The organism is Staphylococcus sp. MZ3 (genome assembly GCF_018622755.1).
Classification (GTDB): Bacteria; Bacillota; Bacilli; order Staphylococcales; family Staphylococcaceae; genus Staphylococcus; species Staphylococcus aureus.
In genome coordinates, this window is sequence record NZ_CP076026.1 from 617,983 (window position 1) to 633,018 (window position 15,036).

17 protein-coding genes are annotated in these 15,036 nt (G+C 34.0%); 12 read left to right on the top strand and 5 right to left on the bottom strand.

Features of this window, described 5'->3' with window-relative positions; genetic code table 11:
• The 3 genes from KI230_RS02825 to KI230_RS02835 are packed head-to-tail and all read left to right on the top strand — an operon-like array spanning window position 1 to window position 1,752.
• Window positions 1-1,140, top strand: a complete 1,140-nt coding sequence (locus KI230_RS02825) for a thiolase family protein (protein WP_138277910.1) — start codon at window positions 1-3, stop codon at window positions 1,138-1,140.
• Entirely contained in the window at window positions 1,115-1,480 is a 366-nt protein-coding gene (locus KI230_RS02830) for a VraC family protein (protein WP_001165072.1), read from the top strand. The genes KI230_RS02825 and KI230_RS02830 overlap by 26 nt, the downstream gene beginning before the upstream one ends.
• Window positions 1,481-1,482: 2 nt before the next feature.
• Window positions 1,483-1,752: a hypothetical protein gene (locus tag KI230_RS02835; RefSeq protein ID WP_000671101.1), complete on the top strand. Its 270-nt coding sequence runs from the start codon at window positions 1,483-1,485 to the stop codon at window positions 1,750-1,752.
• Window positions 1,753-1,952: 200 nt separating this feature from the next.
• On the opposite strand, the gene vraX is transcribed toward KI230_RS02835, so the two are convergent.
• Together vraX and thiD are read right to left on the bottom strand one after the other, a co-directional pair.
• Window positions 1,953-2,120, bottom strand: coding sequence for a C1q-binding complement inhibitor VraX (gene vraX, locus KI230_RS02840; RefSeq protein WP_000587958.1), 168 nt, complete (start codon window positions 2,118-2,120; stop codon window positions 1,953-1,955).
• Window positions 2,121-2,626: 506 nt separating this feature from the next.
• Window positions 2,627-3,457 carry a bifunctional hydroxymethylpyrimidine kinase/phosphomethylpyrimidine kinase gene (thiD, locus tag KI230_RS02845; protein ID WP_001185462.1) on the bottom strand — a complete coding sequence of 277 codons (831 nt, stop codon included), beginning with the start codon at window positions 3,455-3,457 and terminating at the stop codon, window positions 2,627-2,629.
• Window positions 3,458-3,640: 183 nt separating this feature from the next.
• Between thiD and KI230_RS02850 the strand changes: the two genes are divergently transcribed.
• The 4 genes from KI230_RS02850 to KI230_RS02865 all read left to right on the top strand — a co-directional run bounded on the left by KI230_RS02850 (window position 3,641) and on the right by KI230_RS02865 (window position 6,781).
• Window positions 3,641-4,297 (top strand): uracil-DNA glycosylase, encoded by a 657-nt coding sequence (locus KI230_RS02850; RefSeq protein ID WP_000455256.1) that lies wholly within the window; start codon window positions 3,641-3,643, stop codon window positions 4,295-4,297.
• The gene (locus KI230_RS02855; protein WP_000934515.1) at window positions 4,298-4,675 is read left to right on the top strand and encodes a DUF5327 family protein; all 378 of its coding nucleotides are present in this window, start codon (window positions 4,298-4,300) and stop codon (window positions 4,673-4,675) included.
• Between the two features lie 132 nt (window positions 4,676-4,807).
• The gene (locus tag KI230_RS02860) at window positions 4,808-5,176 is read left to right on the top strand and encodes a DUF423 domain-containing protein (RefSeq protein WP_000765183.1); all 369 of its coding nucleotides are present in this window, start codon (window positions 4,808-4,810) and stop codon (window positions 5,174-5,176) included.
• A 120-nt stretch (window positions 5,177-5,296) separates the two neighbouring features.
• The gene (locus tag KI230_RS02865) at window positions 5,297-6,781 is read left to right on the top strand and encodes an APC family permease (RefSeq protein WP_000412514.1); all 1,485 of its coding nucleotides are present in this window, start codon (window positions 5,297-5,299) and stop codon (window positions 6,779-6,781) included.
• 140 nt (window positions 6,782-6,921) lie between these two features.
• Here the strand turns inward: KI230_RS02865 and KI230_RS02870 are convergent, their stop codons facing one another.
• The 3 genes from KI230_RS02870 to hemQ form a co-directional block, all read right to left on the bottom strand.
• Entirely contained in the window at window positions 6,922-7,374 is a 453-nt protein-coding gene (locus KI230_RS02870; protein ID WP_000498572.1) for a threonine/serine exporter family protein, read from the bottom strand.
• Between the two features lie 12 nt (window positions 7,375-7,386).
• On the bottom strand, window positions 7,387-8,151 hold the full coding sequence (locus tag KI230_RS02875; protein ID WP_000354088.1) for a threonine/serine exporter family protein: 765 nt from the start codon (window positions 8,149-8,151) through the stop codon (window positions 7,387-7,389).
• A 547-nt stretch (window positions 8,152-8,698) separates the two neighbouring features.
• Window positions 8,699-9,451 (bottom strand): hydrogen peroxide-dependent heme synthase, encoded by a 753-nt coding sequence (gene hemQ / locus KI230_RS02880; protein ID WP_000075714.1) that lies wholly within the window; start codon window positions 9,449-9,451, stop codon window positions 8,699-8,701.
• Window positions 9,452-9,618: 167 nt separating this feature from the next.
• Between hemQ and pta the strand changes: the two genes are divergently transcribed.
• From pta to KI230_RS02905, 5 genes are all read left to right on the top strand, one after another.
• Window positions 9,619-10,605 carry a phosphate acetyltransferase gene (gene pta / locus KI230_RS02885; RefSeq protein ID WP_000774281.1) on the top strand — a complete coding sequence of 329 codons (987 nt, stop codon included), beginning with the start codon at window positions 9,619-9,621 and terminating at the stop codon, window positions 10,603-10,605.
• Between the two features lie 2 nt (window positions 10,606-10,607).
• Entirely contained in the window at window positions 10,608-11,444 is an 837-nt protein-coding gene (locus tag KI230_RS02890) for a lipoate--protein ligase family protein (protein WP_000362356.1), read from the top strand.
• Window positions 11,445-12,030: 586 nt separating this feature from the next.
• Window positions 12,031-12,951: a mevalonate kinase gene (gene mvk / locus KI230_RS02895; RefSeq protein WP_000197034.1), complete on the top strand. Its 921-nt coding sequence runs from the start codon at window positions 12,031-12,033 to the stop codon at window positions 12,949-12,951.
• A 4-nt stretch (window positions 12,952-12,955) separates the two neighbouring features.
• Window positions 12,956-13,939 (top strand): diphosphomevalonate decarboxylase, encoded by a 984-nt coding sequence (gene mvaD, locus KI230_RS02900; protein ID WP_000597330.1) that lies wholly within the window; start codon window positions 12,956-12,958, stop codon window positions 13,937-13,939.
• A 12-nt stretch (window positions 13,940-13,951) separates the two neighbouring features.
• Window positions 13,952-15,028 carry a phosphomevalonate kinase gene (locus KI230_RS02905; RefSeq protein WP_000616885.1) on the top strand — a complete coding sequence of 359 codons (1,077 nt, stop codon included), beginning with the start codon at window positions 13,952-13,954 and terminating at the stop codon, window positions 15,026-15,028.
• The last annotated feature ends 8 nt before the right edge of the window (window positions 15,029-15,036 follow it).

Here is a 15,036-nt window from a genome sequence, read left to right on the forward strand (position 1 = left end):
ATGAATCAAGCAGTCATAGTTGCAGCTAAACGAACTGCATTTGGGAAATATGGTGGCACTTTAAAACATTTAGAGCCAGAACAATTGCTTAAACCTTTATTCCAACATTTTAGAGAGAAGTATCCAGAGGTAATATCTAAAATAGATGATGTAGTTTTAGGTAATGTTGTTGGGAATGGTGGCAATATTGCAAGAAAAGCATTGCTTGAAGCGGGGCTTAAAGATTCAATACCTGGCGTCACAATCGATCGGCAATGTGGGTCTGGACTTGAAAGTGTTCAATATGCATGTCGCATGATCCAAGCCGGAGCTGGCAAGGTATATATTGCAGGTGGTGTTGAAAGTACAAGTCGAGCACCTTGGAAAATCAAACGACCGCATTCTGTGTACGAAACAGCATTACCTGAGTTTTATGAGCGTGCATCATTTGCACCTGAAATGAGCGACCCATCAATGATTCAAGGTGCTGAAAATGTGGCCAAGATGTATGATGTTTCAAGAGAATTACAAGATGAATTTGCTTATCGAAGTCATCAATTGACAGCGGAAAATGTAAAGAATGGAAATATTTCTCAGGAAATATTACCTATAACCGTTAAAGGAGAAATATTCAACACTGATGAAAGTCTAAAATCACATATTCCGAAAGATAACTTTGGCCGATTTAAGCCCGTGATCAAAGGTGGGACCGTTACCGCTGCGAATAGTTGTATGAAAAATGATGGTGCAGTTTTATTGCTTATTATGGAAAAAGATATGGCATACGAATTAGGTTTCGAGCATGGTTTATTATTTAAAGATGGTGTTACGGTAGGTGTTGATTCTAATTTTCCTGGCATTGGTCCAGTACCAGCCATTTCCAACTTACTAAAAAGAAATCAATTAACGATAGAAAATATTGAAGTCATTGAAATTAACGAAGCGTTCAGTGCACAGGTGGTTTCCTGCCAACAAGCTTTAAATATTTCAAATACGCAATTAAATATATGGGGTGGTGCATTAGCATCAGGTCATCCATACGGTGCAAGTGGTGCCCAATTAGTGACTCGATTATTTTATATGTTTGACAAAGAGACTATGATTGCATCTATGGGGATAGGGGGAGGTCTAGGAAATGCAGCATTATTCACTCGATTCTAACCAGCGATTAAATGTGTCATTTTCTAAGGATAGTGTGGCTGCATATTATCAGTGTTTTAACCAACCTTATAGAAAAGAAGTACCACCATTAATGTGTGCGTCATTATGGTCAAAATTTGATTTATTTAAAAAATATGCAAATAGCGAACTGATTTTAACAAAATCAGCAATTAATCAAACTCAAAAGATAGAAGTAGACACAATATATGTAGGACGTTTAGAAGATATTGAATGCCGACAGATTCGCAATATCACACGTTATACAATGGCTTTAACATTAACTAAAAATGATCAACATGTCATAACGGTTACACAAACTTTTATTAAGGCGATGAAGTAGAGATGAAGTTTAATGAGATATGGATAAATGAATATTTGGCGCTCGTAAATGATGATAATCCAATACATAATGAGATTGTGCCAGGACAATTAGTGAGTCAAATGATGCTGATGGCTATGTCATTAGAGACAAACCAGTGTCAAATTAACTACGTTAAACCTATTTTAATAAATGAAAATATCGAATTCATTGAACAACACGAGCAAGAAATTATAGCAATTAATGACGATGGAGAGATTAAAATAAAAATTTCTTTGAGCACAAAAAAATAACCGATATTAGCTGCATGAACGCATATTAATTAGGAGATGAAAGGACAGCTAATATCAGTTATGTATTGTTATTATTATTGGGAACAGAGATGAATATAGGTTACGATTCTTTCTTTGCACGGGGATGCATTAATCTAAAATAATAATAACAACTATATCAATGTTTAATAAATTCTGGATTATTGGAACGATTAGTCAATTTAACTAACTTTCATATGATCTATATCGTCTTGTAATAAAGAGAGCAATTTGAATATTTCAGTATCACTAAATGAATCGTCACATTTAATTGAAACATGCTGAAACGTTTTGGTTATAATTTCATAAACTGGTGCGCCTTCATGGTGATACTGTCGATAAATAATCATAACCTATATTACCTCCTTTGCTACTCTATGGTTATATTATAAATAACATTTTTTTGTGTGACATCAACCTTAAGTATCAACTTTTTATCAGACATAGAACGTATGATTTACTAAGACTATGTATGTATAAAAGTTCTAAATAAATATATATTTATAGAGTCGCCTGGCAGTCATTTGGGAAATATAACATATATGATTAGAGAGGCATCTATCGCAAAAGAATGATAATGATAGAGGTATTGAGCATATAGATGAGTTTAAGTTCATCTTGAAAATAAAGGGTTATTTAGTCATAGAAGTAGATGTATAGGAAATATTTGTATGTATTGTTCGATATGTATGAAATTTTCAATAAAAGCTAATAACGCTTATATGTAACTTTCAAATTTAAATTATATACAGAGCATGATGATTATAAAAAAATAACCACATCACATAAATTGAGTTCATACCCAATTTAAGTGGTGTGGCTAATAATGTTGATTTATAGATGAACCGCCTAATCGTTAAACCTCTGTTACTTCAACATCGATATGTTCAATACGGTTGTATGCACCGTGATCCACAGGACCAACAAAATCATTCATTTTCCAACCGTTTTTAATAGCAGAAGCGACGAAAGCTTTCGCGCTAATCACAGCTTCTTTCGGTGACTTACCGTTAGCTAAATATGCAGTTGTTGCCGCAGCAAATGTACAACCAGCACCATGGTTATAACTTTGTTGGAACATGTCTGTAGTTAGTTGATAAAATGTTTGACCATCATAGTATAAGTCATACGATTTATCTTGATCTAAAGCTTTGCCACCTTTAATGATGACATGCTGTGCGCCTTTATCAAAGATAATTGTTGCAGCCTTTTTCATATCTTCAATTGAATTTAATTTACCTAATCCTGATAATTGACCCGCTTCAAATAAGTTTGGCGTCACTACCGTTGCTTTAGGTAGTAAATATTTAATCATCGCCTCAGTATTTCCAGGGTTAAGCACTTCATCTTCGCCTTTACAAACCATGACAGGATCTACTACAAAATATTGTGCATTAGATGCCTCATATACTTCTCCAGCACGTTTGATTATCTCCTCAGTACCTAACATACCTGTTTTAATAGCATCAGGTCCGATTGATAAAGCCGTTTCAAGTTGCTTTTCAAATACGTCCATAGGTAATGGTGTGACATCGTGTGACCATGTATCTTTATCCATAGTAACGATGGCAGTTAAAGCGACCATGCCATACGTATCCAATTCTTGAAATGTTTTTAAATCTGCCTGCATACCTGCGCCAGCACTTGTGTCAGAACCGGCAATTGTTAAAACTTTCTTTAAAGCCATTGAGCTTCACTCCTACATAATAATATTGTATTCATCATATCATTTTTAACCTAATTGAAAAATATTAAGCATTCAATATTTGATAATTGTTGAAATGAATCATTCATACTATTGTAACTTTTGAAAATGTCATTCACTTTAGATAAGTGTGATATGTTAAAATATGTCCTGAGGTGAGATTGAATGGAATGGTCGCAAATTTTTCATGACATAACAACGAAACATGACTTTAAAGCTATGCATGATTTTTTAGAAAAAGAATATTCGACTGCAATCGTATACCCTGATAGGGAAAATATATATCAAGCGTTTGATTTAACACCGTTTGAAAATATCAAAGTTGTTATATTAGGACAAGACCCGTATCATGGTCCAAACCAAGCACATGGATTAGCATTTTCAGTGCAACCTAACGCAAAATTCCCTCCATCTTTACGTAATATGTATAAAGAATTAGCAGATGATATTGGATGTGTTAGACAAACACCGCATTTACAAGATTGGGCAAGAGAAGGCGTCTTGTTATTGAATACAGTTTTAACCGTAAGACAGGGTGAAGCAAATTCTCATCGTGATATTGGTTGGGAAACATTTACTGATGAAATTATTAAAGCAGTGTCTGATTATAAAGAACATGTTGTCTTTATTTTGTGGGGGAAACCTGCACAGCAAAAAATAAAGCTTATCGATACATCTAAACATTGTATTATAAAATCAGTGCATCCTAGTCCACTGTCTGCATATAGAGGATTCTTTGGATCAAAACCGTATTCCAAAGCGAATGCCTATTTAGAGTCAGTAGGAAAATCACCAATTAATTGGTGTGAAAGTGAGGCGTAGATGTTGAATAGAGAAACTTTAATAGCACGAATTGAGCAAGAATTAGTACAAGCAGAGCAGGCACAGCATGACCATGACTTTGAAAAACATATGTATGCCATACATATATTAACATCTTTATATGCTTCAACATCAAATACACCACATATTGGTGAACAACAAATGAATCGTCGTATTGCTAACCATAATCAAATGCCACAATCACAAATAACGCAGCCAACTCATCAAGTGACAGCTGCTGAAATTGAAGCGATGGGTGGTAAAGTAAATACGCATTCAGCACATCATCATAAGTCATATTCACAACCTTCAAACCAACAACAAAGATTAGCGACAGATGATGACATTGGCAATGGTGAATCCATATTTGATTTTTAAAAAGCAACAATGAAACATAATTACTTAATAGCTTGTTAAGTATGTAGGTTAATAATCAAGACGCATATACTTTTATTCGAGTGTTCGGATTTAAACATTTATTAATACTGAATTATATAAGGAGAGGTAGCAATGAAATTATTTATTATTTTAGGTGCATTAAACGCGATGATGGCTGTCGGTACAGGTGCATTTGGTGCGCATGGTTTACAAGGAAAAATAAGTGATCACTATTTATCAGTATGGGAAAAAGCAACGACGTATCAAATGTACCATGGCTTAGCATTATTAATTATAGGTGTAATTAGTGGTACAACTTCAATCAATGTTAACTGGGCTGGCTGGTTAATATTTGCTGGTATTATTTTCTTTAGTGGATCATTATATATTTTAGTATTAACTCAAATTAAAGTTTTAGGTGCGATTACGCCAATTGGTGGCGTATTGTTCATCATTGGATGGATAATGTTAATCATTGCGACATTCAAATTTGCTGGTTAAATTTTAAAACTTTAGATTACCTATGTAACTAAACATTAAATTTTTAATAAAAATAATCAAGAAAAAGAGTTACAAACTCATCTTTTGGGTATAGAATACCTTCGAGGTGAGTTTTTATTTATGGAAAAAAAGAATAAGCAAATAGATAGAGGCGATTTAAAACAAAACCTATCTGAAAAGTTTGTATGGGCGATTGCATATGGTTCATGTATCGGATGGGGCGCATTCATCTTACCAGGAGACTGGATTAAGCAGTCAGGTCCGATTGCAGCATCAATTGGTATAGTTATTGGTGCATTATTAATGATATTAATTGCGGTTAGTTATGGCGCATTAGTAGAGAGATTTCCAGTATCAGGGGGCGCGTTTGCCTTTAGTTTCTTAAGTTTCGGCAGATATGTGAGTTTCTTCTCATCATGGTTTTTAACTTTTGGTTATGTCTGTGTCGTTGCTTTAAATGCGACCGCATTCAGTTTACTAGTTAAATTCTTATTGCCAGATGTCTTAAATAATGGGAAACTATACACCATTGCGGGCTGGGACGTTTATATTACGGAAATCATTATTGCGACCGTATTACTACTTGTATTCATGCTAGTAACGATTCGTGGCGCAAGTGTATCTGGATCATTACAATATTATTTCTGTGTGGCGATGGTAATCGTCGTATTATTGATGTTCTTTGGTTCATTCTTTGGTAATAATTTTGCACTTGAAAATTTACAACCGTTAGCTGAACCTAGCAAAGGATGGTTAGTGTCTATTGTGGTTATTGTATCCGTGGCACCATGGGCATATGTTGGATTTGATAATATTCCACAAACAGCAGAAGAGTTTAACTTTGCACCAAACAAGACATTTAAGCTTATCGTGTACAGTTTATTAGCAGCATCATTAACTTATGTTGTCATGATTTTATACACTGGTTGGTTATCAACAAGTCATCAAAGTTTAAATGGGCAGTTGTGGTTAACAGGTGCTGTTACACAAACAGCATTTGGTTATATTGGATTAGGTGTATTAGCAATTGCAATTATGATGGGTATATTTACTGGTTTAAATGGATTCTTGATGAGTTCAAGTCGCTTGTTATTTTCTATGGGACGTTCAGGTATTATGCCAACAATGTTTAGTAAATTACATAGTAAATACAAAACACCATATGTCGCAATCATATTCCTAGTAGGTGTGTCGTTAATTGCACCTTGGCTAGGAAGAACTGCATTGACTTGGATTGTAGATATGTCATCTACAGGTGTATCCATTGCCTACTTTATTACATGTTTGTCTGCAGCGAAATTATTCAGTTATAACAAACAAAGTAATACGTATGCACCGGTTTACAAAACGTTTGCTATTATCGGCTCATTTGTATCATTCATTTTCTTAGCGTTGTTATTAGTGCCAGGTTCTCCTGCAGCACTGACTGCACCGTCTTATATTGCATTACTTGGATGGTTAATCATCGGTTTAATATTCTTTGTGATTCGATATCCTAAATTGAAAAATATGGATAATGATGAATTAAGTCGCTTGATTTTAAATAGAAGTGAAAATGAAGTTGATGATATGATTGAAGAACCTGAAAAAGAAAAAACTAAATAATAAAAGAATCGCACAATATACCTTCTTCATTCGGAGGCGTATCGTGCGATTTTTTGTATTATAAATTGACATTTAAGACGAGGCAGCTGAACCTTATATATAATTGCTAATAGTTTGGGCTGAGCCAATTCTAACAATATTTATAATCGTTTAAAAGATTTCACGAACCCAGAAACAATTAATTTAGAAATTTGGTCGGCGAATAATAAACCTAATGCGATGGCTCCTGCAATAAGTGTTACTTCTAACATTGTATTTATTGCTGTGCTGAAATTTAATAAGACTAAATTTTTTGTAGCATCGTATGCTAAGCCACCAGGTACTAATGGAATGATACCCGTTACCATAAAAATGATGGCAGGTTCTTTTTGTTTACGAGCCATATAATGACTTAACAAGCCTAATGCTAAACTACCAAAGAAACTAGAGTATATAGTGTGCACATTAAAGCCGTTGAAGAATAAGGTGTAAACCATCCATCCACATGTACCAACGAAACCACATGATAGATATAATTTTCTAGGTGCATCAAAAATGACGCAGAAGAACATTGAAGCTAAAAAGCTAAAGATAAAGTTTAAGATCCAAAACATAGTCTGATACTCCTATACTAAAATTAATACGCTACCAACGCCAGCACCGATGCCAAACGCAGTAACCAATGCTTCTAATGATTTCGTTGTGAACATCAACATGTGTCCACCAAATAAATCTTGTATTGCGTTTGTTATTAATACACCAGGAACAATAGGCATGACTGCCGCAATGATAATAGTTGCCAAGTCACCTGTTGGGATAAGTGTATGTCCAATAACGGCGATAATCCCAATAACTAATGAACCAATGAATTCTGGGATAAACTGTGCATGTAACTTGCGATCTAAAATCTCAGTGACTAGGTATCCTAGACTACCTGCTAATATCGCAGTTAAAACATCAATCAATCTACCACCTTGTAAATATAAGAAACTCATTGCAATCATTGCTGCAGCAAAACCTTTAAAGGGAAGACTGCTGTCACGCTTAGCAACATATATTTTTTCAAGTTGCGTTTTTGCTTCGGCTAAAGAAATTTCATTGTTTGTAATTTGACGCGAAATTTTATTAGCTTGAGAAATTTTTATTAAGTTTGTATCTCGAGAGGTAATTCTAAATATTCTAGGAAACGATTCCGAATGTAACGTAAACTGGATGACAGTGTTTGTAACAAAGCTGTTACTTTCACTGTAACCAAGTTTTTTTGCAATACGTGTCATGGTATCTTCTACACGCGTACCTTCTGCACCAGATTCTAATAGTATGCGAGCAGCAAGCATGACAACGTCTTTGATAAGTACCTCTTGTTTGTATTCTTCTGAATTTATGTCCATTTCATCACCATTGTTTATAAGAATTTAATACTCATTATAGTTTATACACTATAAAATAACCACATGAGCTTTTTGATAAGTTGTTATTGATTTTAAAAAACTAATATTTGATACTATTGTAATAATAATCATCGGAATTTTTAGTAGTTAAAATTCTCTTGAAGTATAAAAAGGAAAAATTATTGAAAAAATTCGACAAAAATATGTTTCAAATATTTCAAATAGGTTAAAATAATATTAGTTAACCATTACAAAAATTGTATAGAGTAGCGACTGTATAATTTCTATTGAGGTTAACGTTTATATGTAGTGATAGTAGTTAAAGTTCTCCCAAGGAAGACTACTCGGGTACACTTTGCTATGAGCAAAGTGTACTTTGTTATTGATAATACATTAGCACATATATATAAGTTTAAACATACAGATTTCAACTATTTACCAAATCACGTCTTATGTATACGGGAATATACTGAAGATAAACGAAAAATTCCAAGCTTAAACCGATAAGCTTGGAATTTTTTTATTAATTTATAAACGTACCAATGTATTAAGAAATCGCAAAGAATTGATCGAATTCGTTTGTGTTAATAAGATGTCCTACAAAGAAACTACCGAATTCACCGTATCGTGCTGTTGTTTCATCAAAGCGCATTTCGTATACAATTTTTTTGAATTGTAATACGTCATCTGAGAACAATGTTACGCCCCATTCGAAATCATCAAACCCTACAGAACCAGTAATAAATTGTTTGATTTTGCCAGCATATTTTCTACCAATCATACCATGGTCATACATTAATTTTTGGCGTTCTTCCATAGTTAACATGTACCAGTTATAAGTTTCATTACGACGTTTGTTCATTGGATAGAAACAAATATAATCAGAATGTGGTAATTCTGGGTATAATCTTGCTTTGATATGAGGGTTCTCATAAGGATCTTCATCAGATTTACCAGCTAAATAATTGCTCAATTCAATGACTGATACATATGAATATGTAGGGATTAAGAAGTCAGCAATGCGCAATTTGTTAAATTCATTTTCAATATGATTTAAAGACTTCATTTCAGGACGTAAGAACCATAATAACAAATCTGCTTTTTGACCAGTTATATTATAAATAGCTTGATCACCAGATTTTGATGATCTTACAGTTGCTGTATTTTCTAAAAATGATTGAAATTCAGTGACAAGTGCATCGCGTTCGTCCTTTGGAACTAGACGTAATGATGCCCAATCAACTGCATAAAATAAATGTAGACTATACCAACCATCTAATGTTTCGGCTGCTTGACTCATGTTTATCGCTCCTTTTCAAAAATCATCAGTTCTTTATAAATTTTATCATAAAGCAAAGGGGTAACGATAAAATTATGATTACAAATTGGTGACGTGGCATTATGAAATAAAATGGCGTATAATTATACCGTGAATGATTAATAAGATTTATATTACAGGAGGACATTATGGCTGATTTATTAAATGTATTAAAAGACAAACTTTCTGGTAAAAACGTTAAAATCGTATTACCTGAAGGAGAGGACGAACGTGTTCTAACAGCTGCAACACAATTACAAGCAACAGATTATGTTACACCAATCGTGTTAGGTGATGAGACTAAGGTTCAATCTTTAGCGCAAAAACTTGATCTTGATATTTCTAATATTGAATTAATTAATCCTGCGACAAGTGAATTGAAAGCTGAATTAGTTCAATCATTTGTTGAACGACGTAAAGGTAAAGCGACTGAAGAACAAGCACAAGAATTATTAAACAATGTGAACTACTTCGGTACAATGCTTGTTTATGCTGGTAAAGCAGATGGTTTAGTTAGTGGTGCAGCACATTCAACAGGAGACACTGTGCGTCCAGCTTTACAAATCATCAAAACGAAACCAGGTGTATCAAGAACATCAGGTATCTTCTTTATGATTAAAGGTGATGAACAATACATCTTTGGTGATTGTGCAATCAATCCAGAACTTGATTCACAAGGACTTGCAGAAATTGCAGTAGAAAGTGCAAAATCAGCATTAAGCTTTGGCATGGATCCAAAAGTTGCAATGTTAAGCTTTTCAACAAAAGGGTCTGCTAAATCAGACGACGTGACAAAAGTTCAAGAAGCTGTCAAATTAGCACAACAAAAAGCTGAAGAAGAAAAATTAGAAGCAATCATTGATGGCGAATTCCAATTTGATGCTGCGATTGTACCAGGTGTTGCTGAGAAAAAAGCGCCAGGTGCTAAATTACAAGGTGATGCAAATGTCTTTGTATTCCCAAGTTTAGAAGCTGGTAATATTGGTTACAAAATTGCACAACGTTTAGGTGGATATGATGCAGTTGGTCCAGTATTACAAGGTTTAAATTCTCCAGTAAATGACTTATCACGTGGCTGCTCAATTGAAGATGTATACAATCTTTCAATTATTACAGCAGCGCAAGCCTTACAATAACGATGGATTTAGCGAGTAAATATTTTAATGGCGTCAACTGGCGATATATCGATCATTCTTCTGGATTAGAACCTATGCAATCTTTCGCATTCGATGATACATTTTGCGAAAGTGTGGGCAAAGATATATCAGATAATGTTGTGCGTACTTGGATTCATCAACATACTGTTATTCTTGGTATTCATGATTCAAGATTGCCGTTTTTAAAAGATGGCATTGATTATTTAACGAATGAGATTGGTTATAATGCCATTGTTAGAAATTCTGGTGGCTTAGGTGTCGTTCTAGATCAAGGTGTATTAAATATATCGCTGATGTTCAAAGGACAAACAGAAACAACGATTGATGAAGCGTTTACTGTGATGTATCTCTTAATTAGCAAAATGTTCGAAGATGAGAATGTTGATATTGATACGATGGAAATTGAACATTCTTATTGCCCAGGAAAATTTGACTTAAGTATCGATGGTAAGAAATTTGCAGGCATATCGCAACGAAGAGTTAGAGGCGGTATTGCTGTACAAATTTATCTTTGTGTTGAAGGCTCTGGTTCAGAACGTGCATTGATGATGCAAACATTTTATGAACATGCTTTAAAAGGTGAAGTGACTAAATTTAAATATCCTGAAATTGAACCATCTTGTATGGCCTCATTAGAGACATTGCTTAACAAAACGATTACTGTTCAAGATGTAATGTTTTTACTATTATATGCAATCAAAGATCTTGGCGGTGTATTAAATATGACGCCAATTACTCAAGAAGAATGGCAAAGATACGATACGTATTTTGATAAAATGATTGAAAGAAACAAGAAAATGATAGATCAAATGCAATAGTTAAATATTTAACAGCCCCTTTCAAGTTATCGTTTGGGGCTGTTATTTTTGAAAGTATCCATAAAAAGCATAAATATGTTATTGACCTAATATTTAAATTGAACATCATTAAATTAAAAGTAATGATATGATGGAAATAATAAATTTAATAAGAAAATTTCATGTTTTACGTATTAAATAGATTGAGAATAGGGTATATATAATGCGTATGACTATGAAAGAAACGACCTTCTATTGAAATGTTCTAATACTTTAGTAGTAAATCTATATATTCCAATTATTATTTGTAGTATTATAGTTAGGGTGGAAAATTATAAATTGTAGGGCTATTTTATAAAAAGATAAAGAATCTGAAATATCACTCGATAAGATTTAAACTTTGAAGTAAACGAAAGTTAGTTTTATACTAATCAAGTTAAGTCAAATATAAATTCAAAATAAAGATTATACATAATATGAATAATGTGAGATAAAGACTGCAATGAAATTTAACGCGAATGCGTATGCAACTTAGAATATGATGTCTTTTACTAATAAATAAAAATAATGAATCAAGTATAGGATAAATATAAAAGGTGATATTGACATGACAAGAAAAGGATATGGGGAATCGACAGGTAAGATTATTTTAATAGGAGAACATGCTGTTACATTTGGAGAGCCTGCTATTGCAGTACCGTTTAACGCAGGTAAAATCAAAGTTTTAATAGAAGCCTTAGAGAGCGGGAACTATTCGTCTATTAAAAGCGATGTTTACGATGGTATGTTATATGATGCGCCTGACCATCTTAAGTCTTTGGTGAACCGTTTTGTAGAATTAAATAATATTACAGAGCCGCTAGCAGTAACGATCCAAACGAATTTACCACCATCACGTGGATTAGGATCGAGTGCAGCTGTCGCGGTTGCTTTTGTTCGTGCAAGTTATGATTTTTTAGGGAAATCATTAACGAAAGAAGAACTCATTGAAAAGGCTAATTGGGCAGAGCAAATTGCACATGGTAAACCAAGTGGTATTGATACGCAAACGATTGTATCAGGCAAACCAGTTTGGTTCCAAAAAGGTCATGCTGAAACGTTGAAAACGTTAAGTTTAGACGGCTATATGGTTGTTATAGATACTGGTGTGAAAGGTTCAACAAGACAAGCAGTAGAAGATGTTCATAAACTTTGTGAGGACCCTCAGTACATGTCACATGTAAAACATATCGGTAAGTTAGTTTTACGTGCGAGTGATGTGATTGAACATCATAACTTTGAAGCCTTAGCGGATATTTTTAATGAATGTCATGCGGATTTAAAGGCGTTGACAGTTAGTCATGATAAAATAGAACAATTAATGAAAATTGGTAAAGAAAATGGTGCGATTGCTGGAAAACTTACTGGTGCTGGTCGTGGCGGAAGTATGTTATTGCTTGCCAAAGATTTACCAACAGCGAAAAATATTGTAAAAGCTGTAGAAAAAGCTGGTGCAGCACATACTTGGATTGAGAATTTAGGAGGTTAATGCGTTGATTAAAAGTGGCAAAGCACGTGCACATACGAATATTGCACTTATAAAATATTGGGGTAAAAAAGATGAAGCACTAATCATTCCAATGAATAATAGCATATCTGTTACATTAGAAAAATTTTACACTGAAACGAAAGTCACTTTTAACGACCAGTTAACACAGGATCAATTTTGGTTGAATGGTGAAAAGGTTAGTGGCAAAGAATTAGAGAAAATTTCAAAATATATGGATATTGTCAGAAATAGAGCTGGCATCGATTGGTATGCAGAAATTGAAAGCGACAATTTTGTACCAACAGCAGCAGGGTTGGCTTCATCAGCAAGCGCATATGCAGCTTTAGCAGCAGCTTGTAATCAAGCACTAGACTTGCAGCTGTCAGATAAGGATTTATCGAGATTGGCGCGAATTGGTTCGGGTTCTGCATCGCGTAGTATTTATGGTGGATTTGCAGAATGGGAAAAAGGGTATAATGATGAGACGTCATATGCCGTTCCACTTGAATCGAATCATTTTGAAGATGACCTTGCCATGATATTTGTTGTGATTAATCAACATTCTAAAAAGGTACCTAGTCGATATGGTATGTCGTTGACACGAAACACATCAAGGTTTTATCAATATTGGTTAGATCATATTGATGAAGATTTAACTGAAGCAAAAGCAGCGATTCAAGACAAAGATTTTAAACGCCTTGGTGAAGTAATTGAAGAAAATGGTTTGCGTATGCATGCCACGAATCTAGGATCAACACCGCCGTTCACATATCTTGTGCAAGAAAGTTATGATGTCATGGCGCTCGTTCACGAATGCCGAGAAGCGGGATATCCGTGTTATTTTACGATGGATGCGGGTCCTAATGTGAAAATACTTGTAGAAAAGAAAAACAAGCAACAGATTATAGATAAATTATTAACACAGTTTGATAATAACCAAATTATTGATAGTGACATTATTGCCACAGGAATTGAAATAATTGAGTAAGGAAGAGATAAAATGATTCAGGTCAAAGCACCCGGAAAACTTTATATTGCTGGAGAATATGCTGTAACAGAACCAGGATATAAATCTGTACTTATTGCGTTAGATCGTTTTGTAACTGCTACTATTGAAGAAGCAGACCAATATAAAGGTACCATTCATTCAAAAGCATTACATCATAACCCAGTTACATTTAGTAGAGATGAAGATAGTATTGTCATTTCAGATCCACATGCAGCAAAACAATTAAATTATGTGGTCACAGCTATTGAAATATTTGAACAATACGCGAAAAGTTGCGATATAGCGATGAAGCATTTTCATCTGACTATTGATAGTAATTTAGATGATTCAAATGGTCATAAATATGGATTAGGTTCAAGTGCAGCAGTACTTGTGTCAGTTATAAAAGTATTAAATGAATTTTATGATATGAAGTTATCTAATTTATACATTTATAAACTAGCAGTGATTGCAAATATGAAGTTACAAAGTTTAAGTTCATGCGGAGATATTGCTGTGAGTGTATATAGTGGATGGCTAGCGTATAGTACTTTTGATCATGAATGGGTTAAGCATCAAATTGAAGATACTACGGTTGAAGAAGTTTTAATCAAAAACTGGCCTGGATTGCACATCGAACCATTACAAGCACCTGAAAATATGGAAGTACTTATCGGTTGGACTGGCTCACCGGCGTCATCACCACACTTTGTTAGCGAAGTGAAACGTTTGAAATCAGATCCTTCATTTTACGGTGACTTCTTAGAAGATTCACATCGTTGTGTTGAAAAACTTATTCATGCTTTTAAAACAAATAACATTAAAGGTGTGCAAAAGATGGTGCGTCAGAATCGTACAATTATTCAACGTATGGATAAAGAAGCTACAGTTGATATAGAAACTGAAAAGCTAAAATATTTGTGTGATATTGCTGAAAAGTATCACGGCGCATCTAAAACATCAGGCGCTGGTGGTGGAGACTGTGGTATTACAATTATCAATAAAGATGTAGATAAAGAAAAAATTTATGATGAATGGACAAAACATGGTATTAAACCATTAAAATTTAATATTTATCATGGGCAATAAATGATTTG